This is a genomic window from Pseudomonas sp. TH43 (assembly GCF_016650635.1).
Classification (GTDB): Bacteria; Pseudomonadota; Gammaproteobacteria; order Pseudomonadales; family Pseudomonadaceae; genus Aquipseudomonas.
In genome coordinates this window covers 969,155-987,470 of sequence record NZ_JAEKFI010000004.1, presented here as the reverse complement: position 1 = coordinate 987,470, position 18,316 = coordinate 969,155, and the positions used below count along the sequence as shown (strand labels likewise).

General features: G+C 59.7%; 15 protein-coding genes. 6 read left to right on the top strand and 9 right to left on the bottom strand.

All coding sequences use genetic code 11. The features are described 5' to 3' along the window. Positions 1-64: 64 nt before the first annotated feature. The 8 genes from JFT81_RS20890 to JFT81_RS20855 all read right to left on the bottom strand — a co-directional run bounded on the left by JFT81_RS20890 (position 65) and on the right by JFT81_RS20855 (position 9,933). Positions 65-1,987, bottom strand: coding sequence for a PrkA family serine protein kinase (locus JFT81_RS20890; RefSeq protein ID WP_007910115.1), 1,923 nt, complete (start codon positions 1,985-1,987; stop codon positions 65-67). A gap of 297 nt (positions 1,988-2,284) precedes the next feature. After that, entirely contained in the window at positions 2,285-2,614 is a 330-nt protein-coding gene (glpE, locus tag JFT81_RS20885) for a thiosulfate sulfurtransferase GlpE (protein WP_016983139.1), read from the bottom strand. A 32-nt stretch (positions 2,615-2,646) separates the two neighbouring features. Continuing rightward, complete coding sequence (locus tag JFT81_RS20880) at positions 2,647-3,528, bottom strand: symmetrical bis(5'-nucleosyl)-tetraphosphatase (RefSeq protein WP_201228746.1); 882 nt, start codon at positions 3,526-3,528, stop codon at positions 2,647-2,649. After that, positions 3,528-3,908, bottom strand: a complete 381-nt coding sequence (gene apaG / locus JFT81_RS20875; protein ID WP_008085199.1) for a Co2+/Mg2+ efflux protein ApaG — start codon at positions 3,906-3,908, stop codon at positions 3,528-3,530. Before apaG ends, JFT81_RS20880 begins: the two co-directional genes overlap by 1 nt. Positions 3,909-4,021: 113 nt before the next feature. Continuing rightward, positions 4,022-4,840: a 16S rRNA (adenine(1518)-N(6)/adenine(1519)-N(6))-dimethyltransferase RsmA gene (gene rsmA / locus JFT81_RS20870; protein ID WP_201228744.1), complete on the bottom strand. Its 819-nt coding sequence runs from the start codon at positions 4,838-4,840 to the stop codon at positions 4,022-4,024. Then, complete coding sequence (gene pdxA, locus JFT81_RS20865; protein ID WP_201228742.1) at positions 4,837-5,826, bottom strand: 4-hydroxythreonine-4-phosphate dehydrogenase PdxA; 990 nt, start codon at positions 5,824-5,826, stop codon at positions 4,837-4,839. Before pdxA ends, rsmA begins: the two co-directional genes overlap by 4 nt. Further along, positions 5,823-7,139: a peptidylprolyl isomerase SurA gene (gene surA, locus JFT81_RS20860; RefSeq protein WP_201228740.1), complete on the bottom strand. Its 1,317-nt coding sequence runs from the start codon at positions 7,137-7,139 to the stop codon at positions 5,823-5,825. The genes pdxA and surA overlap by 4 nt, the downstream gene beginning before the upstream one ends. Next, positions 7,120-9,933 (bottom strand): LPS-assembly protein LptD, encoded by a 2,814-nt coding sequence (locus tag JFT81_RS20855; RefSeq protein WP_201228738.1) that lies wholly within the window; start codon positions 9,931-9,933, stop codon positions 7,120-7,122. The genes surA and JFT81_RS20855 overlap by 20 nt, the downstream gene beginning before the upstream one ends. Positions 9,934-10,063: 130 nt before the next feature. Here JFT81_RS20855 and JFT81_RS20850 point away from each other — a divergent pair, with 130 nt between their 5' ends. The 3 genes from JFT81_RS20850 to JFT81_RS20840 are packed head-to-tail and all read left to right on the top strand — an operon-like array spanning position 10,064 to position 12,520. Beyond that, positions 10,064-11,083, top strand: a complete 1,020-nt coding sequence (locus JFT81_RS20850; protein ID WP_201228736.1) for a phosphotransferase — start codon at positions 10,064-10,066, stop codon at positions 11,081-11,083. Continuing rightward, entirely contained in the window at positions 11,080-11,751 is a 672-nt protein-coding gene (gene murU / locus JFT81_RS20845) for an N-acetylmuramate alpha-1-phosphate uridylyltransferase MurU (protein ID WP_201228734.1), read from the top strand. Before JFT81_RS20850 ends, murU begins: the two co-directional genes overlap by 4 nt. Position 11,752: 1 nt before the next feature. Then, positions 11,753-12,520 carry a TerB family tellurite resistance protein gene (locus JFT81_RS20840; protein ID WP_201228732.1) on the top strand — a complete coding sequence of 256 codons (768 nt, stop codon included), beginning with the start codon at positions 11,753-11,755 and terminating at the stop codon, positions 12,518-12,520. A 97-nt stretch (positions 12,521-12,617) separates the two neighbouring features. On the opposite strand, the gene JFT81_RS20835 is transcribed toward JFT81_RS20840, so the two are convergent. Continuing rightward, entirely contained in the window at positions 12,618-13,607 is a 990-nt protein-coding gene (locus JFT81_RS20835) for an alpha/beta hydrolase family protein (RefSeq protein WP_201228730.1), read from the bottom strand. A gap of 73 nt (positions 13,608-13,680) precedes the next feature. Between JFT81_RS20835 and JFT81_RS20830 the strand changes: the two genes are divergently transcribed. The 3 genes from JFT81_RS20830 (at position 13,681) to JFT81_RS20820 (ending at position 18,305) form a co-directional block, all read left to right on the top strand. After that, the gene (locus JFT81_RS20830; RefSeq protein WP_201228728.1) at positions 13,681-16,077 is read left to right on the top strand and encodes a sensor histidine kinase; all 2,397 of its coding nucleotides are present in this window, start codon (positions 13,681-13,683) and stop codon (positions 16,075-16,077) included. A gap of 115 nt (positions 16,078-16,192) precedes the next feature. Next, a complete protein-coding gene (locus JFT81_RS20825; RefSeq protein WP_172680165.1) occupies positions 16,193-16,834 on the top strand; it encodes a response regulator transcription factor in 642 nt (213 codons plus the stop codon). A 346-nt stretch (positions 16,835-17,180) separates the two neighbouring features. After that, positions 17,181-18,305, top strand: coding sequence for an ABC transporter ATP-binding protein (locus JFT81_RS20820; protein WP_201228726.1), 1,125 nt, complete (start codon positions 17,181-17,183; stop codon positions 18,303-18,305). The last annotated feature ends 11 nt before the right edge of the window (positions 18,306-18,316 follow it).

Sequence of the window (18,316 nt, the reverse complement as noted above, 5' to 3'; positions counted from 1 at the left end):
TCCCGTCCTCGAGATCGGTTTTTGCTGTTCTCTTGCAGCTTGTCGCTAGAAGCTTGCAGCTGCTTTATTGCGATTTGCGGACCCGTAGGTACCATTCGGAAAGTAGCCGTACCTGTTTGTCGGTGTAGCCGCGTTCGACCATTCGAGTGACGAAGTCGTTGTGTTTCTGTTGATCCTCCTTGCTGGCCTTGGCGTTGAAGCTGATAACCGGCAGCAGATCCTCGGTGTTCGAGAACATTTTCTTCTCGATGACCACGCGCAGTTTTTCGTAGCTGAGCCAGGTCGGATTCTTGCCATTGTTGTTGGCCCGGGCGCGTAGCACGAAGTTGACGATTTCGTTGCGGAAATCCTTCGGATTGCTGATGCCGGCCGGTTTTTCGATTTTCTCCAGTTCTTCGTTCAAAGCAACGCGGTTGAGGATCTCGCCGGTTTCCGGGTCGCGGTATTCCTGATCCTGAATCCAGAAGTCGGCGTAGAGCACGTAGCGGTCGAAAATGTTCTGGCCGTACTCGCTGTAGGACTCGAGGTAAGCGGTCTGGATCTCCTTGCCGATAAACTCGATATAACGCGGTGCCAGGTACTCTTTCAGGTAGCGCAGGTAGCGCTCGCGGGTTTCAGCCTGGAATTGTTCCTGTTCGATCTGCTGTTCCAGCACATAGAGCAGGTGCACCGGGTTGGCGGCGATTTCATGCGGATCGAAGTTGAAGACCTTGGACAGAATCTTGAAGGCGAAGCGGGTCGACAGGCCGTTCATGCCCTCGTCGACGCCTGCCGAGTCGCGGTATTCCTGAATCGACTTGGCCTTAGGATCGGTGTCCTTGAGGTTTTCGCCGTCGTAGACGCGCATCTTCGAATAGATGTTGGAGTTTTCCGGCTCTTTGAGGCGCGACAGTACGGTGAACTGCGCCAGCATCTTCAGGGTGTCCGGCGCGCAATGCGCCTTGGCCAGCGAACTGTTGAACAGCAGTTTGTCGTAGATCTTCACTTCGTCGCTGACGCGCAGGCAATACGGCACTTTGACGATGTAGATCCGGTCGATGAACGCTTCGTTGTTCTTGTTGTTGCGGAAGGTGTGCCATTCCGATTCGTTGGAGTGGGCGAGCAGGATCCCGGTAAACGGAATCGCGCCGAGACCTTCGGTGCTGTTGTAGTTGCCTTCCTGGGTCGCAGTCAGCAATGGGTGCAGCACCTTGATCGGTGCCTTGAACATTTCGACGAATTCCATCAGGCCCTGGTTGGCCCGGCACAACGCACCGGAGTAGCTATAAGCGTCGGCGTCGTTCTGTGGGTATTCCTCGAGTTTGCGGATGTCGACCTTACCCACCAGCGCGGAAATGTCCTGGTTGTTCTCGTCACCCGGTTCGGTTTTAGCCACGGCGATCTGATTGAGGATCGACGGGTACAGTTTGACCACGCGGAACTGACTGATGTCGCCGCCGAATTCGGCCAGGCGTTTGGTCGCCCATGGCGACATGATGGTGTTCAGGTAGCGCCGCGGAATGCCGAAGTCTTCCTCGAGGATCGCGCCATCTTCGGTGGCGTTGAACAGACCCAGAGGCGATTCGAATACCGGCGAACCCTTGATTGCGTAAAAGGGCACTTTCTCGATCAGCTGTTTCAGCTTTTCGGCCAGGGACGATTTACCGCCGCCGACGGGGCCGAGCAGATAAAGGATTTGTTTCTTCTCTTCCAGGCCTTGGGCGGCGTGGCGGAAATACGAAACGATCTGGTCGATGCATTCTTCCATCCCGTGGAAGTCTTCAAAGGCCGGATAGCGGCGGATTACCTTGTTGGAGAAGATGCGCGACAGTCTCGAGTTGGTCGAGGTGTCGAGCAGTTCGGGCTCACCGATGGCCAGCAATAGACGCTCGGCGGCGGAAACGTAAGCGCTCCGGTCTTTCTTGCACAGCTCCAGGTACTCTTGCAGCGAGAGTTCTTCCTGGCGTGTGGACTCGAAGCGTTGTTGGAAGTGGCTAAAGATACTCATGACGTCACCTCGCTCGATACGTGGAGCCGACGCCGGATCACTCAGTCGATGCTGGCAAACAACCGCGGTGGCAGCTGTTTGTTTACCCCCCAGAACACTTCCACGACCGACAATCGTGAAAGTCACTCCCGATGACCCGTGCGCCGGTGTACCGGCTCTCCCCTGTTTTGGATGGCCTGGGCTTAAGGATAGTTGGGAATTCAGGAGGTAAAGGCGAGATACGTAATTAGTTGTGGCAGACCGTTCGTCTGCCCAGCGCAGGCCCGCGGCAGCCGGGGCCTGCACGTGACAAAAAAATTATTCGGCGGTGCCTTGGGCGGTTTCCGCAGGATAAGTCGTACGCCACAACTCGAAGCCGCCGTCCATGCTGTAGACGTCGGAAAAGCCCTGGCTGATCAGGTAGGCCGCTGCGCCCTGGCTGGAGTTGCCGTGGTAGCAGACGACCACCGTCGGTGCATCGAGGTCGGCGCCTTGAATGAAGGCGTGCAGCGAATGATTGTCCAGATGCTTTGAGCCGCTGATGTGCAGGGCGGCGAATGTTGCTGGATCACGTACGTCGACCACGACGGCGCCTTGCTCGCGCAGGGCCTGGGCCTGTTCCGGGGGGATGCGTTTGAATTCGCTCATGGCGGTTCCTGTTGCTCGGCTGAATGCGCAGTCTATCGCGGGACGTTGACTGGCGAAGTTTCGGGGATAAGTGGTGTAACGGTTGACGCGAGACCGCCATGCTCATCGCATTTGCACGACAGGCGTTCACCGCTGTCGACGTTCATCAGGGTCAGGCTGCCGCCCCAGACACAACCGGTGTCCAGCGCCGAGATGCCTGGCTCGTGGATATTGCCTTCGAGAGCCGCCCAGTGACCGAAGATGATTCGCAAGCCTTTGGTCTTGCGCTCCTTGTGCTGGAACCACGGTTTGTAACCCGGTGGCGCGGTATCGAGGCCTTCCTTGCTTTTGAGGTCGAGCTTGCCTTCGGCGGTGCAGAAGCGCATGCGCGTGAAATAGTTGGTGATGACCCGCAGGCGCGTCACGCCTTTGAGGTCGTTGTCCCACTTCGCCGGCTCGTTGCCGTACATGCCGTCGAGAAAAGCGGGAAACAGATTGTCGTCACGCAAGGCGGTCTCGACTTCGTCAGCGCACTTCAAGGCACGACGCAGCGACCATTGCGGTGGAATGCCGGCGTGAACCATGGCGACATCGCGCTGTTCGTCGTAGTGCATGAGTTTTTGCTGGCGTAGCCACTCAAGCAGTTCGGCGCAGTCCGGCGCTTCGAGAATTTCGCGCAAGGTGTCGGATTTCTTCAGGCGTTCGATGTTTTTTGCCGCAGCTAGCAGATGCAGGTCATGGTTGCCCAGTACACAGACCAGCGATTGGCGCATGCCATATAGAAAGCGCAGGGTTTCCAGCGACTGCGGCCCACGGTTGACCAGATCGCCGACCAGCCACAGCCGATCCAGCGTCGGGTCGAACGCGACTTGCTTGAGCAGGCATTTGAGCGGCTCAAGACAGCCTTGCAGGTCGCCGACGGCGTACGTTGCCATCAGTGCAAGGCCCCGGGCACCGCCAGGCGGAAAGGTTTGATGATGGCGTCGAAATGTTTGCCGTCAGTGGCGACCATTTCATAGGTGCCCTGCATGGTGCCGACCTTGGTGGTCATCACCGTGCCGCTGCTGTAAGTGTGGCTCTGGCCGGCATCGATCAACGGCTGCTGGCCAACCACGCCTGCGCCACGAACCTCCTCGACATGGCCATCGCCATCGGTGATCACCCAATGCCGCGACATCAGCCGAGCGGGCTGCTCGCCGTTGTTCTGCACGGTAATGGTGTAGGCGAAGGCAAAGCGGTCGTGCTCGGGTTGCGATTGGTCTGCCAGATAGTGGGTAACGACGCTGACATCGACCTGGTAACGGGAATCGGACATGCAAGAGGCCTTAAACAAAGCGGAACGCGGGGCGTAGCTGATGGGGAATCAGTCTAGGCAAGTATCGGGCAGTAAACCAGAGTGGCGTCCTGCCCGATAGCGTTCATCGTTTGTCAGTCGGCGGCAGGGGAGGCCGGGACCTGGATGGCGAGCTGGTCGGCCAGGCGCACGAACGCGGCCAGGTCGAGTTGCTCCGGACGCAGGCTGCCATCGACGCCGGCGGCTTCGATCTCGGCATTGCTGAGCAATTGCTTGAGGGTGTTGCGCAGGGTTTTACGGCGCTGGTTGAAGGCTTCGCGGACGACGCGCTCCAGCAACTTGTGATCCTTGGCCGGGTGCGGCAGTACGGCGTGCGGCACCAGACGAACGATCGCCGAGTCGACTTTCGGCGGCGGGTTGAACGCGCCCGGACCGACGTTGAACAGGTGCTCTACGCGGCAATGGTACTGAACCATGATCGACAGGCGACCCCAGTCACCACCGCCGGGACCTGCGGCCAGACGCTCGACCACTTCTTTCTGCAGCATGAAGTGCATGTCGCGAATGATGCCGGCGTTGTTCAGCAGATGAAAAATCAGCGGCGTGGAGATGTTGTACGGCAGGTTGCCGACCACACGCAGGCTGTTCGGCGCGGCATTGAGCGTGTTGAAGTCGAACTTCAGCGCATCGCCCTGGTGCAGGTTGAAGTTGCTCTTGCCGGCAAACTGCTGGTTGAGGATCGGAATCAAGTCCTTGTCCAGCTCAACCACATCGAGCTGAGCGCCGGAGTTGAGCAGGCCTGCAGTCAGCGCACCCTGGCCCGGACCGATTTCCAGCAGGCGGTCTTCGGCTTTGGCATGGATGGAGCGCAGGATGCGGTCGATAACGCCGGCATCGTGCAGGAAGTTCTGGCCAAAGCGTTTGCGCGCCTTGTGTTGGTATTGCTCGGTCATAAACGGGTCTCGGCCATCTGGTAGGCGGTTTCCAGGGCGACTTGCAGGCTGCCGGTGTCGATCTTGCCGCTGCCGGCCAGATCCAGGGCAGTGCCATGGTCGACCGATGTGCGGATGATCGGCAGGCCAAGTGTCACGTTGACGGCAGCGCCGAAGCCTTTGTACTTGAGCACAGGCAAGCCCTGGTCGTGGTACATCGCCAGCACTGCGTCGCAGTGCTCCAGATATTTTGGGGTAAACAGAGTGTCAGCAGGCAGCGGGCCACGAAGGTCCATGCCCTCGCCGCGCAGGCGCTCTAATGTTGGTTCAATGATGTCGATTTCTTCATGGCCCAGGTGTCCGCCTTCACCAGCGTGCGGGTTGAGCCCGCAGACCAGGATACGTGGCTGGGCGATGCCGAATTTGTTTTGCAGGTCGCTGTGCAGAATCCGCGTGACTCGTTCCAGGCGCTCCGGTGTGATCGCATCGGCGATGTCACGCAGGGGCAGGTGGGTGGTGACCAGCGCCACGCGCAAACCGCCAGTGGCAAGCATCATCACCACTTGCGCGGTATGGGTAAGGTCCGCCAGAAACTCCGTGTGCCCGGAAAACGCGATGCCTGACTCGTTGATCACGCCCTTATGGACGGGGGCTGTGATCATCCCGGCGAAGTCGCCGTTCAAGCAGCCGTTACCGGCGCGGGTCAGGGTTTCGAGGACGAACGCCGCATTGGCCTTGTCCAGTTGCCCGGCAACCACGGGGGCACTGAGCGGAGTGTCCCAGACATACAGGCTGTTGGCGGGCGCCGGAGCGTCTGGCCAGTGATCCGGGCCGACGTCCAGCAAGTTGACGGCCAGCCCCAGCTGCGCGGCCCGCTCAAGGAGCAGGTCGCGGCTGGTGATGGCAATCAGGGGATGTGGCTGGGCTTGCGAGGCGAGCAGCAGGCACAGGTCGGGACCGATGCCGGCTGGTTCGCCGGGTGTCAGCGCGAAACGCTTGGGTTTCACTGCGCTGCCTGGTCTGCACCAGGGAGTTTGATCTCTACGTACGCTTCGTCACGGATCTGACGCAGCCAGGTTTGCAGTTCTTCGTCGTATTTGCGGTTACGCAGTACAGTCATGGCTTGCTGCTCGCGGGCTTGTTCGGTGCTGTCGGTGGCGCGACGGCCAAGGACTTCCAGAACGTGCCAGCCGTATTGAGTCTGGAATGGCTTGGACAGCTGACCTTGTGGGGTCTTGGCCATCACTTCGCGGAATTCCGGAACCAGTGCGTTCGGGTCGATCCAGTTCAGGTCGCCACCGTTAAGCGCAGAGCCAGGGTCTTCGGAGTAGCTTTTCGCCAGAGTGGCGAAATCTTCACCCGCCAAAATGCGCTCGTACAGCGATTGAACCAAGGCTTTGGTCTTGGCTTCGTCGCGGATCGGGCTTGGCTTGACCAGAATGTGGCGTACATGCACTTCGTCGCGGGTCTGGCTCTCGCCGCCGCGTTTGGCCAGCAGCTTCAGGATGATGAAGCCGCCAGGTGTGCGCGCAGGCTGAGTCACGTCGCCGACGGCCATACTGCTCAACTCGCGATCAAACGGAGGTGGCAGTTGCGCCGCTTTACGCCAGCCCATGTCGCCGCCTTCCAGCGCGTTGTCGCTGCCGGATTTGGCAACGGCCATCTGGCCGAAGTCAGCACCTTGCTTGAGTTGCTGGTAAACCTCCATCGCCTGGCGTGCGGCGCTCTGAATGGCTTCAGAACTAGCACTTTCCGGGGTTGGAATGAGGATGTTGGCCAGGTGCAGCTCTTCGGACAGTTGCATTTTGCCCAGGTCGGACGCGAGGAAGTTTTTCACTTCCTGCTCGGACACCTGGATGCGTTCTGCCACGCGGCGCTGACGTACACGGCTGATGACCATTTCGCGACGGATCTGGTCACGGGCGTCGTCGTAGGACAGACCGTCGTGAGCCAGAGCGGCGCGGAACTGATCCACGGTCATGTTATTGCGCTGGGCAATGGTACCGACAGCCTGGTTCAGTTCTTCATCGGTGATGCGGATGCCGGAACGTTCGCCGATCTGCAGTTGCAGGTTTTCGACGATCAGGCGCTCAAGCACCTGTTGATCCAGCACGCCCGGAGGCGGCAAGCCGCCGCCACGCTTGGCGATGGTCTGCTGAACTTCGTGGACACGCTGGTCCAGTTGGCTCTGCATGACCACGTCGTTGTCGACGATCGCTACCACTTTATCGATGGACTGTACGGCGGCGTTGGCCGCAGTACCCAGGAACAGCGCGCCCAGCATCAGCGGGCGCAGACAATCAGAAAGCTTGGTCTTCACGTTCACGATAACCTTGAATGCCTTTGTCGAGGAAGCTCTCTACCTTGGCGCCGGTGAGGCCGCCGAGTCCCTTCAGAACAATTTGGAGGAAGACGCCGTGGTCGCCTTTTTCGTTTTCCGGGGCGTTCTGACTGAACTCGTCATAGCTGACCCAGTAACGGTTGATCAGGCGCAGTTTCCAGCAGCAGTTGTCGTATTCAAAACCACCGAAGGCTTCCAGCGTGCGGTTACGGTTGTAGTCGTACTGCCAGCGGCTGATCGCGTTCCACTGTGGAACGATCGGCCAGATGACCGAGAAGTCATGCTGCTGGATCTTGTAGTAGTCCTTCACGTAGCCAGGTTGGCCTGGAGTGCCGTAGTCACCACCACCCACCGACCATTTACCGGTGTTCTGGTCGTAACGAACCTGGTCATTGCGATAGCGATAGCCGGCGTTGATGACCTTGTTCGGGTTGTCTTCAGGCTGGTAGTGGAACATCGCACTGCCGGAACGTGGGCTGCGGCTGTCCGGGTCCCAGTTGTAGTCGGCGGTGGTGCGCCAATCGCGGTTCCAGCGATATTCGTATTCCAGTGCGTACGGCGAAACGTTGGCCTGTGCATCGTCACGGGTCTTGGCATCGATACCTGGCAGTTGGACTTCACGATCCTTGAAGTACAGGGCCTGGCCGACGCTGATGCGTTGACGTTCGAAACCATCGTCTTCGATCCAACGGCTGGTCACGCCCAGCGACAGTTTGTTCTCGTCGCCGACACGGTCGGATCCGGAGAAGCGGTTGTCGCGGAACAGCGATGCGTAGTTGAAAGTGTATTCGCTGGTGTCGAACACTGGAATGTCTTCTTGATCAACCTCAGGGACGTAGAGGTAGAACAGGCGTGGTTCCAGGGTCTGGCGATAGTTCTTGCCGAAGAACGACGTGTTGCGGTCGAAGTACAGGCCGCTGTCGATGCTGGCGATTGGTACGCCTCGGTTCTGGTTGCTGCCGAACTTGCCGCCAACATAGTCGGTACCTGCTGCGGCTGCTGCATCTTGCTGGGCAACGATCTGTGACTTGCCGGTACTGTCCAGGTCTAGCTGATACTGGGTGTACTGATACTTGAGCGATGGCTTCAGGAAGCCATAGGTCCAGTTCATCGGCAGGCTGACGCCCGGCTTCACGTTCAGACGATCGCCGTTGGCACGGGCCAGGCCTTGGACGTTGTTGTCCAGGCGCGACTCCACAGTGCCGTCTTCATTGGTGAAGTTGCCGTTTTCCAGATCACGGTCAAAGCGAACCAATTCGGTCTCGTAATCGAAATTCAGACCTTCCGGATGATACGGCAGCTGACCATTGAAGGTGATCTGCGGCAGACGACCATATGGCGTGATGTTCGAAACAGTAGCCAGTTGGTACTGCTGAGCATTCAAGCGAGCGGTGTAACTGTCGCCACGGTAGGTAACCGAACCTTGCTGGTTGACGAAGTCAGCGCTCTTCACACCGATCTGGTCAGTGGTCAGATCCTGGAAGTAGTACGGATCGCTAATCTTGGTGTAATCAACCTGGGTGAACACACGGGAGTCGAGACCGCCCTTGTGCTGCCAGTTGTACATGTAGCGATTTTTTTCGTAGTCGGTCTGCTTGCTGCGATCGGTATCTTCATCGTTCAGATACGCCGCGCCGAACTGACCTTCGCTCGACTTGGTCAGATAACGGAACTCGCCTTCCACCATCATGCCGCGCTTGCTCATGTAACGCGGGTACAACGTGGCGTCGTAGTTAGGCGCCAGGTTGAAGTAGTACGGTGTGACCAGCATGAAGCCGGTATCGCTGCCGGTGCCTATGGTCGGCGGCAGGAAACCGGATTGACGACGGTCGTCGATCGGGAAGTAGATGTACGGCGTGTACAGGATCGGAATGTCCTTGACCCGCAGTGTCACGTTGGTCGCGGTACCGAAACCGGTGGCCGGGTTCAAGGTGATGTTGTTGCCCTTGAGCTGCCAGGCGTTGCTGTTCGGTTCGCACGTGGTGTACGTGCCGTCCTTCAAGCGGATGATCGCGTTCTCGGCACGCTTGGCGTACAGCGCGTTACCGCGGATACGCGATTTGTGCATCACGTATTCGGCGTTGTCGACCTTGGCTTCACCAGTGTCGAGTTGCACATCGGCGTGGTCGCCGACGATCAGCGCGCCGTTGTCACGGATACGCACATCGCCATTGAGTTCGGCGCGGCTCTCGGCCTGATACAGGCTCGCCTCGTCGGACTCGACCTGCATGCTGCCCTGACGCAGGACAACATCACCGGCCAGGGTGCCAACTTGATCATCGGTGTTATAGCGCGAGGCTTTTGCGCCGATAAAGGTCGGAGCATCGCTTTTATTCGTCTTGTCATTCATGCCAGGACGAATCGGTTCGATATAGGCACCAGAGCAGTACGGACCCGTTTCAGCCAGTTGGGCGGCGGTGAGCTTCTCGCGCGGAACCCAGTCGAGGTGACTGAAGTCTTCGCTGCGGGATTTCAGACCGCGGCCCTTGGCTTCGGTGACCAGTGCCGTTTTAGGGGCAGTGTCGGCAGTCGAACCGTTCTCGCTCGTCGCTTCGCCGGTGGCGCTGACGGCACTGCCGTCATGCACTGGACGCGGCGGCAAGGCTGCAGCGGATGACTTGGGCGCACAGGCCCAACCACCCGAAGCCGAGACGGAGCAGTCATACTGCTCGGCGGCGACAACGAATTGACTGGCCAGAGGTTGCATAGCCAGCAGACTGCCGGTTACCAACAACGGAAATTTTTTACGAAACGCGGGGGATTTCAATGCCATCTTATTAGTCCGGGCTTCCTGCGTGCCATCTGCCCGCGGTGTGGGCCGCACGCCTCTCGATGGTCTGAAAAAGATGCTGGATAATAAAGCATGACCCGCTTGACGGCTAGCGCCGTCGGAGACCCTTGCAATGCCTGACCAAGATGTACGCTTGCAACACCTGAAAGTTTGGCTCGATGAGCAGTTGGCAAACCTGTTTGCAGATCAGGGCTGGGGCGTCGTGCCCCCGGCCACGTTGACCGCGGCCAGCAGCGACGCGAGTTTTCGCCGTTACTTCCGTTGGGAAGGCGAGGGGCGCAGCTTCGTCGTGATGGATGCCCCACCCCCCCAGGAAAACTGCAAACCGTTCGTGGATATCGCCTTTTTGCTGGCGAAATCCGGAATAAATGTGCCGAAAATTTATGCCGAAGACCTCGAACGCGGATTTCTTTTGCTCAATGACCTGGGCAACAAGACCTATCTCGACGTGATCGATGGCGAAAATGCCGACGCTTTGTTCAGCGATGCCCTAAAGGCACTGTTGGCATTTCAGCAGTTGCCGATGGTTGCGCCGCTGCCGAGTTACGACGTTGCGTTGCTGCGCCGTGAGCTGGAGCTGTTCCCCGAGTGGTACGTGAAGCGCGAGTTGGGCGTTGAGTTCGATTCGACTCAACAGCAGCAATGGCAGCGCATCAGCGATTTACTGATTGACAGCGCCCTGGCGCAACCGAAAGTGCTGGTGCACCGCGACTACATGCCGCGCAACCTGATGCTCAGCGAGCCTAACCCCGGCGTGCTGGATTTTCAGGATGCGGTCTACGGCCCGGTGACCTACGACGTGACGTGCCTGTTCAAGGACGCGTTCCTCAGTTGGCCTGAAGAACGCGTGCGCGGCTGGCTGGAAAATTACTGGCAGCAAGCGTCGGCGCTGAACATTCCGGTGCAGGCGGATTTCGAAGACTTCCTGCGCGCCAGCGACCTGATGGGCGTGCAACGTCACTTGAAAGTCATCGGTATCTTCGCGCGTATCTGCCATCGCGACGGCAAGCCGCGTTATCTGGCCGACGTGCCGCGCTTCTTCTCTTATATAGAAGCGGTGATTGCGCGCCGTCCTGAACTGGCGGAACTGCAAGCTTTGTTCGCCAGCCTGCGGGGTGGAGCAACAGCATGAAGGCAATGATTCTGGCGGCGGGCAAAGGCGAGCGCATGCGCCCGCTGACCCTGACCACTCCGAAACCACTGGTGCGTGCCGGTGGCGTGCCGTTGATCGAGTATCACCTGCGCGCCCTCGCGGCCGCCGGTTTCAATGAGGTCGTGATCAACCACGCGTGGCTCGGTCAGCAGATCGAGGATTATCTGGGTGACGGTTCGCAGTTTGGCGTGAGCATTCAGTACTCGCCGGAAGGCGAGCCGCTGGAAACCGGCGGTGGCATTTTCCGTGCACTGCCGTTGCTCGGTGACGATGCGTTTCTGGTGGTCAACGGCGATATCTGGACCGATTACGACTTCAGCGTGCTGCACCAGCCGATCAGCGGCCTGGCGCATCTGGTGCTGGCGGACAACCCGGCGCACCACCCGACTGGCGACTTCAGTCTGGTTGACGGTCAAGTGATCGACGGCCTGGCCGACGCCGCGACCCTCACCTACAGCGGCATCGCCGTCCTTCATCCGCAATTGTTCGACGGTTGCCGCGACGGGGCTTTCAAACTGGCACCGCTGCTGCGCCAGGCCATGGCGCAAGGCGAGGTCAGCGGTGAACGCTTGAAAGGTCACTGGGTCGACGTCGGCACCCACGAGCGCCTGGCTGAAGCTGAAACCTTGATAGAAGCGAGTCGCTGACATGTTGTGGCCAGGGACTCTGATTGGAGCCGGAGCGGGTTTTGCGATTGCCAGCATTCCGGGGGCCATGCTTGGGGCATTGTTGGGGCAGGCACTGGATCGGCGCCTGCACTTACAGAGCTGGGGGCACTTGCGCGAAAAACTCGGCGGTCAGCCGATGCTGCGCAACGATGAATTGCTGTTCGTGTTGCTGGGGCGTCTGGCCAAGAGCGACGGCCGTGTCACGGACGGGCATATCCAACAGGCGCGTAACGAAATGCGTGCGCTGGAGATGAGCGAGCCGGCACAGCGGCGGGCGATTGCTGCGTTCAATCGCGGCAAGTCCGGCAGCGACAGTTTGCGCGGTTACTTGCGTCGTCTGAGTGGGCAACCCCATGCGGCCGAAGGTGTGTTGCGCGCCTGTTGGCGGATGGTCTGGGCCGATGGCCGCGCGGGCGTCAGTGAACGTGAATTGTTGGCGCAATGGGGCAAGTGGCTGGGCTGGACGACGCATCAGGTGCAGGCACTGGCCAGTGATTACGAGCCGGGCAAACGGCCTATTGTCAGTGCGGCGGTGAGTTATCAGGAAGCGATGCGTCTGCTTGGCGTGTCGGCGAGCAGCGAGCCGGCGCAGATCAAACGGGCGTACCGGCGGCTGTTGAGTCGGCACCACCCGGACAAGATTGCCGGTAGCGGTGCAACGCCAGCGCAGGTACGTGAAGCGACCGAGAAAACCCGCGAGCTGCACAATGCCTACACGTTGATTCGTGAGCGGCGGGATTTTCGCTAACCGTTGAAGATCAAAAGTCGCAGCCTTCAGCAGCGTCTACCTGGAATGCGTTTCCTGTAGGAGCTGCCGCAGGCTGCGATCTTTGCTTTTGCCGTTATCAATCGGTGTTCTGTGGACTCAACCAGCCGCGCACCCGCCGGAACAACTGTTCCTGCTCCGCCTTCCTGTCCGGCAGTGCTTTGAGCGCCACTTGGCTAAACGCTGAGGTCTTCAAGCGTTTGCTCGCCTGCATGCGCTCAAGCGCCGCGTTGCGATCCAGTGGTTTGTCCATGTAGAAAATATCAGCGGTCGGCAGCTTCAGCGTTGGCGTCAGCTCGGCCAATACTGGCTTGGCCTTGGCGGGCATCTGCGCATCGATCATGACGAACTTTTCCACCTGCGCGGTTTGCTTCTCGCTCAGGTAGCGCGCGGCCCAATAGGCGCCAGTGCCGTGTCCGAGCACCACAATGCTGCGGGCACTTTGCTGTTCGGCGTAGGCAATCGCCGCATCGATGCGCGCGAAAATTCGCTCGGCATCCGCTTTGGTTTGTTCTTCAGTTGTTTCTGCAACTACCTGATCCGCCACTTCTGCTTCGCCGCCAGCAGCCTGTTCGATCGGTTGTGCGGTGGTGGAATCCTTGCTGCCGGTTTCCGGCGCTTTCGGCGCGGCGGCGGGCGCCATCACCCGCGGGGCGATGACGTCGCTTTGCAGATCGGGCAGGGTAATACTCAGGCTGCTCCACTCGGCGTCCGGCAATTTTTGCCGTAACGGGCCGATAGCCTGTGGCCAGTCAGCCGTTTCACCGGCACCGGGGATGATGATCACCGCGCCTTTGGGCTCGGCGTTGTTGGCCGGTTTCCACAAGGCCAGAAAGGTATCGCTGCCAGCCTGCAACTGTTGCTGTTCTTGTGCCGGGACTTTACGTTCGAGTGCGGCGGCCTCTTCCTGACTACGCTCAAGCAGTGGCTGGCGTTCGGCGGGTTTTTCTTCGGCAGGTTTTTCGGCCGTGGCGGCAGGCGCAGGATCGGCGGCTTTGACGGAAAACGCACAAGGCAGGAGCAGCGACAGGCACAATGCTGGCATTGCCAGGCGGTAGACAGAGGGCATCGGTTATTCCAGGCCAGAAAGTATCCCGGCAGCCTAATGGGTTGGTCAGAATTTGTCAGTGTATGAGACTTCAATGAAGCGATTTTGCTGCCTGTGGGTTATCGGCTGTTTGTGGTTTCCCTTGATGGGCTGGGCGGCGCCTGCGCCACCGGCACATGTCGTGCAACTGTCGCCCAGCCAGCAGCAATGGCTGACGCAGCACAATGAATTGCGCGTTGGCCTGGTCTTGCAAGCGCCGTATGCGCAATACGACCGACGCTTGCAGCGCTTGTCCGGGGCCAACGTCGAGCTGATGAAGTTGCTGGCCAAGGCCCTCAATGTCGAATTGAGCTGGCGCAACTTTCAAGACCTCGCGCAACTGGAAAGCGCAGTGCGCGAAGGTGAAGTCGACATTGCCCCTGGATTGAGTCAAACCCCGTCGGCGTTACGCCTGTGGCTGTTTTCCGATCCGTACATGCGCGTGCCGCAACTGGTGGTCAGCGATCAGAAGGCCAGCGGCGTGGTCGATCTGGAGAAACTCGACAGCCAGACCCGCGTCGCCGTGCGCATGCCGAGCACCACCGCCGACTACCTGCGCGGCAACTATCCCCATCTGAATTTGCAAGGCGTGCCGCTGGAGCGTCAGGCGTTGCAGTTGCTGTTGAGCCAGCAGGCCTCATACGCGGTCGTTGATGAAGCACAGCTCGGGCGCCTGTCGACAGAGCCCGAATTTGCCGAACTGGTGGTGGTCGGCGATATCGGCCTGCCGCAACTGTTGCGGGTCGCTTCCCGGCGCGATTGGCCGGAGTTGGCCGGCATCGTGCAGAGTGCCTTGCGTGCGATCCCGGCCAAGGATCTGGAGCGTTTGCACAATCAATGGCTGCAGCCGAAATATCCGCGACTGTCAGAGTCGCCAGGGTTCTGGCAGAACCTCAGCCTGTTGTTCGCGGTGATGATGCTCAGTTGCCTGGCCATCGTGTTCTGGCAGCGACGTCAGCAACACAGTCTCGAACAGCGCCTGCTCGCCGCTCGAGAGGACATCGCCCAGCGCGCCGCCAGCGAAGAAGCGCTACGGCTGACGCAGTTTTCCATCGATCAGAGCACCGTTGGCATTCTCTGGGTCAATTGGGACAGTCATGTGCGCTATGCCAATCGTGCGGCGGAAAGCATGCTTGGCTATCCCTCGGGCGCACTGATCGAGCGACCGCTGATCGATTTTGAACCGGGTCTGCACATGGATCGTTGGCTCGGCCTGTGGAAACGCGCGCGGGCCAGTGAAGAGGGACCGTTGAGTTTTGAAACCAGCTGCGTAAGGGCCGATGGCAGTATTTTGCCGGCGGACGTGTCGCTGAGCTTTCTGCGTTTTCGCGACAGCGAGTATCTGGTGGTTTATCTCACCGACGTCACCGAACGCCGTCGCGCATTGGCCGCATTGCAGGAAAGCGAGGCGCGCCTGCAAGGCATTGCGGCCAACGTGCCGGGGCTGGTGTTCCGTCTGGAGCGGGCGCCGGTCAGCGGGCAGATCGACTTTGCCTACATCAGCGAGGGCAGCGAAAGTCTGGTCGGTTATGCCCCCGCGGCTATCGCTCATCGCGACATGGGCCTGCGCAGTCTGGTGCACCCGGACGACAAGGCGAGTTATCACCGCACCCAGGATCAGGCGCTGGACACCGACAGCGACTGGTCGTGGCAGGGGCGAATTCTCACACGGCAGGGCGAACAGCGTTGGGCCGAGATCAAGGCAATCACCCGGCAACTCGACGATGGCGCGTATGTGTGGGACGGCATCGTCTGGGACATCTCCGAGAGCAAGCGCATCGAGCTGGAACTGGCCGCCTCCCGTGAGCAACTGCGCGAACTGTCGGCGCACCTTGAAAGTGTCCGCGAAGAAGAGAAGGCGCGGATTGCCCGCGAGGTTCACGATGAATTGGGTCAGATGCTCACAGTGTTGAAACTGGAGACATCGATGTGCGAGCTGGCCTACGCGCAACTCGATCCTGGTTTGAACGAACGGTTGAACAGCATGAAGCGGCTGATCGCCCAGTTGTTCCAGTTGGTGCGTGATGTCGCGACGGCGCTGCGTCCGCCGATTCTCGATGCCGGGATTGCTTCGGCGATTGAATGGCAGGCACGGCGGTTCGAGGCGCGTACGCAGATCCCGTGTCTGGTGCAGGTGCCGGATAATCTGCCGCCGTTGAGCGATGCCAAGGCCATCGGGCTGTTCCGGATTCTGCAGGAGGCGCTGACCAACGTCATGCGTCATGCCCAGGCGCATACTGTGGAGCTGACGCTGGTGCTGGAAGGCGACGAGTTGTGTCTGACGGTCAGTGATGATGGCGTAGGATTTGTACCCGCCAGCGGTCGGCCGACCTCGTTTGGCCTGGTCGGCATGCGTGAGCGGGTATTGATCATGGGCGGGCGGTTGGTGCTGGAGAGTGAGCCGGGGGAGGGCACCAGTCTGAATGTCTGGGTGCCGGTGAATGAGGTCTGATGGTTATGTGGTGTTTGGGTCGACGCTTTCGCGAGCAGGCTCGCTCCCACATTGGAATGCATTTCCCTGTGGGAGCGAGCCTGCTCGCGAATGACCCTGGCGCTGAATAAGAATAATGGAGAAGAACGTGATCCGTGTACTGGTAGCCGAAGACCACACCATTGTCCGCGAGGGCATCAAGCAACTGATCGGCCTGGCCAAGGATCTGCAAGTGGTGGGCGAGGCGAGCAATGGTGAACAACTGCTCGAAACCCTGCGCCACGTGCCGTGCGAAGTGGTCCTGCTGGACATCTCCATGCCCGGCGTCAACGGTCTGGAAGCCATCCCGCGCATCCGTGCGCTGAACAATCCGCCGGCGATTCTGGTGTTGTCGATGCACGATGAGGCGCAGATGGCCGCTCGCGCGTTGAAGGTCGGCGCCGCCGGGTATGCGACCAAGGACAGCGATCCGGCGTTGTTACTCACGGCCATTCGCAAAGTCGCGGCGGGCGGGCGCTACATCGATCCGGATCTGGCTGATCGCATGGTTTTCGAAGTCGGCCTGACCGATGCGCGGCCGCTGCACTCGCTGTTGTCCGAGCGTGAGTTCTCGGTCTTCGAGCGCCTGGCGCAGGGCGCCAACGTCAACGACATCGCCCAGCAACTGGCCCTGAGCAGCAAAACCATCAGTACCCACAAAGCGCGACTGATGCAAAAGCTCAACATCACCTCCCTGGCCGAGCTGGTCAAATACGCGATGGAACACAAACTCCTCTAAGCTCACTACAAAAACCTGTGGGAGCTGGCTTGCCAGCGATGAGGGAGTGTCAGTCACATCAATGTCGGCTGACCCACCGCTATCGCTGGCAAGCCAGCTCCCACAGGTTTCTCTGTGTCCGGAGAATGTGGGCATATCTGTCAGCGACAGCCGCTTTTGCTTGTTCTTGCGGCTTGCAGCTTGTCACTCACTGCTGCCTTATCCAATCGCGTCATCCTTGTAGGGCAATCCCTACACCCAACCTTCCATCCGGCTGAGGCGATTCTCTCCTGCGCCCCGATTTGCGCGCCTGTCGCCAGCCACTAGGCTTAACCCACAAGCAGTCATCAACAACAAAGGTGTGGGTATGAGCCAGGTCGAATCAAACGCAGGGGCCAGTGATGTGCTGGTCAGCTTTCGTGGAGTGCAGAAGAGCTACGATGGCGAGAACCTGATCGTCAAAGACCTCAACCTGGACATTCGCAAAGGCGAATTCCTCACCCTGCTCGGGCCGTCCGGTTCCGGCAAGACCACCAGCCTGATGATGCTCGCCGGTTTCGAAACGCCGACCGCCGGTGAAATCCTCCTCGCCGGGCGCTCGATCAACAACGTGCCACCGCACAAGCGTGACATTGGCATGGTGTTCCAGAACTATGCGTTGTTCCCGCACATGACCGTGGCGGAAAACCTCGCGTTCCCGCTAAGCGTACGTGGCCTGAACAAAAGCGACGTCAGCGACAAAGTGAAAAAAGTCCTCAGCATGGTGCAGCTCGACGCCTTCGCCTCGCGCTATCCGGCGCAATTGTCCGGCGGCCAGCAGCAACGTGTCGCGCTGGCCCGGGCGCTGGTGTTCGAACCGCAACTGGTGCTGATGGACGAACCGCTCGGCGCCCTCGACAAACAGCTGCGTGAACACATGCAGATGGAAATCAAACATCTGCACCAGCGTCTCGGCGTGACCGTGGTCTACGTGACCCACGACCAGGGCGAAGCACTGACCATGTCCGACCGCGTTGCTGTATTCCATCAGGGCGAGATCCAGCAAATCGCGCCACCGCGCTCGCTCTACGAAGAGCCGAAAAACACCTTCGTTGCCAACTTCATTGGCGAGAACAACCGCCTCAACGGTCGTCTGCTCAGCCAGAGCGGCGAGCGCTGCGTGGTCGAATTGGGCCGTGGCGAGAAGGTCGAGGCGCTGGCGGTCAACGTTGGCCAGGCTGGCGAACCGGTGACGCTGTCGATCCGTCCGGAACGCGTCAGCCTCAACGGTTCGAGCGATCAATGCGTCAACCGCTTCTCAGGGAGGGTGGCGGAATTCATCTATCTGGGCGACCACGTCCGGGTGCGCCTGGAAGTCTGCGGCAAGACCGACTTCTTCGTGAAACAACCGATTGCCGAGCTCGATCCAGCGCTCGCCGTCGGTGACGTGGTACCGCTTGGCTGGCAGGTCGAGCACGTTCGTGCGCTCGATCCACTTCTAGAGGCGCATTAATCGCCCCGGCA

What these genes read in the sequence shown, in the direction of transcription:
- JFT81_RS20890 (WP_007910115.1), bottom strand. Translation starts at nt 1,987, where the DNA reads ATGAGTATCTTTAGCCACTTCCAACAACGCTTCGAGTCCACACGCCAG.
- glpE (WP_016983139.1), bottom strand. Translation starts at nt 2,614, where the DNA reads ATGAGCGAATTCAAACGCATCCCCCCGGAACAGGCCCAGGCCCTGCGC.
- JFT81_RS20880 (WP_201228746.1), bottom strand. Translation starts at nt 3,528, where the DNA reads ATGGCAACGTACGCCGTCGGCGACCTGCAAGGCTGTCTTGAGCCGCTC.
- apaG (WP_008085199.1), bottom strand. Translation starts at nt 3,908, where the DNA reads ATGTCCGATTCCCGTTACCAGGTCGATGTCAGCGTCGTTACCCACTAT.
- rsmA (WP_201228744.1), bottom strand. Translation starts at nt 4,840, where the DNA reads ATGACCGAGCAATACCAACACAAGGCGCGCAAACGCTTTGGCCAGAAC.
- JFT81_RS20855 (WP_201228738.1), bottom strand. Translation starts at nt 9,933, where the DNA reads ATGGCATTGAAATCCCCCGCGTTTCGTAAAAAATTTCCGTTGTTGGTA.
- JFT81_RS20850 (WP_201228736.1), top strand. Translation starts at nt 10,064, where the DNA reads ATGCCTGACCAAGATGTACGCTTGCAACACCTGAAAGTTTGGCTCGAT.
- murU (WP_201228734.1), top strand. Translation starts at nt 11,080, where the DNA reads ATGAAGGCAATGATTCTGGCGGCGGGCAAAGGCGAGCGCATGCGCCCG.
- JFT81_RS20840 (WP_201228732.1), top strand. Translation starts at nt 11,753, where the DNA reads ATGTTGTGGCCAGGGACTCTGATTGGAGCCGGAGCGGGTTTTGCGATT.
- JFT81_RS20835 (WP_201228730.1), bottom strand. Translation starts at nt 13,607, where the DNA reads ATGCCCTCTGTCTACCGCCTGGCAATGCCAGCATTGTGCCTGTCGCTG.
- JFT81_RS20830 (WP_201228728.1), top strand. Translation starts at nt 13,681, where the DNA reads ATGAAGCGATTTTGCTGCCTGTGGGTTATCGGCTGTTTGTGGTTTCCC.
- JFT81_RS20825 (WP_172680165.1), top strand. Translation starts at nt 16,193, where the DNA reads ATGGAGAAGAACGTGATCCGTGTACTGGTAGCCGAAGACCACACCATT.
- JFT81_RS20820 (WP_201228726.1), top strand. Translation starts at nt 17,181, where the DNA reads ATGAGCCAGGTCGAATCAAACGCAGGGGCCAGTGATGTGCTGGTCAGC.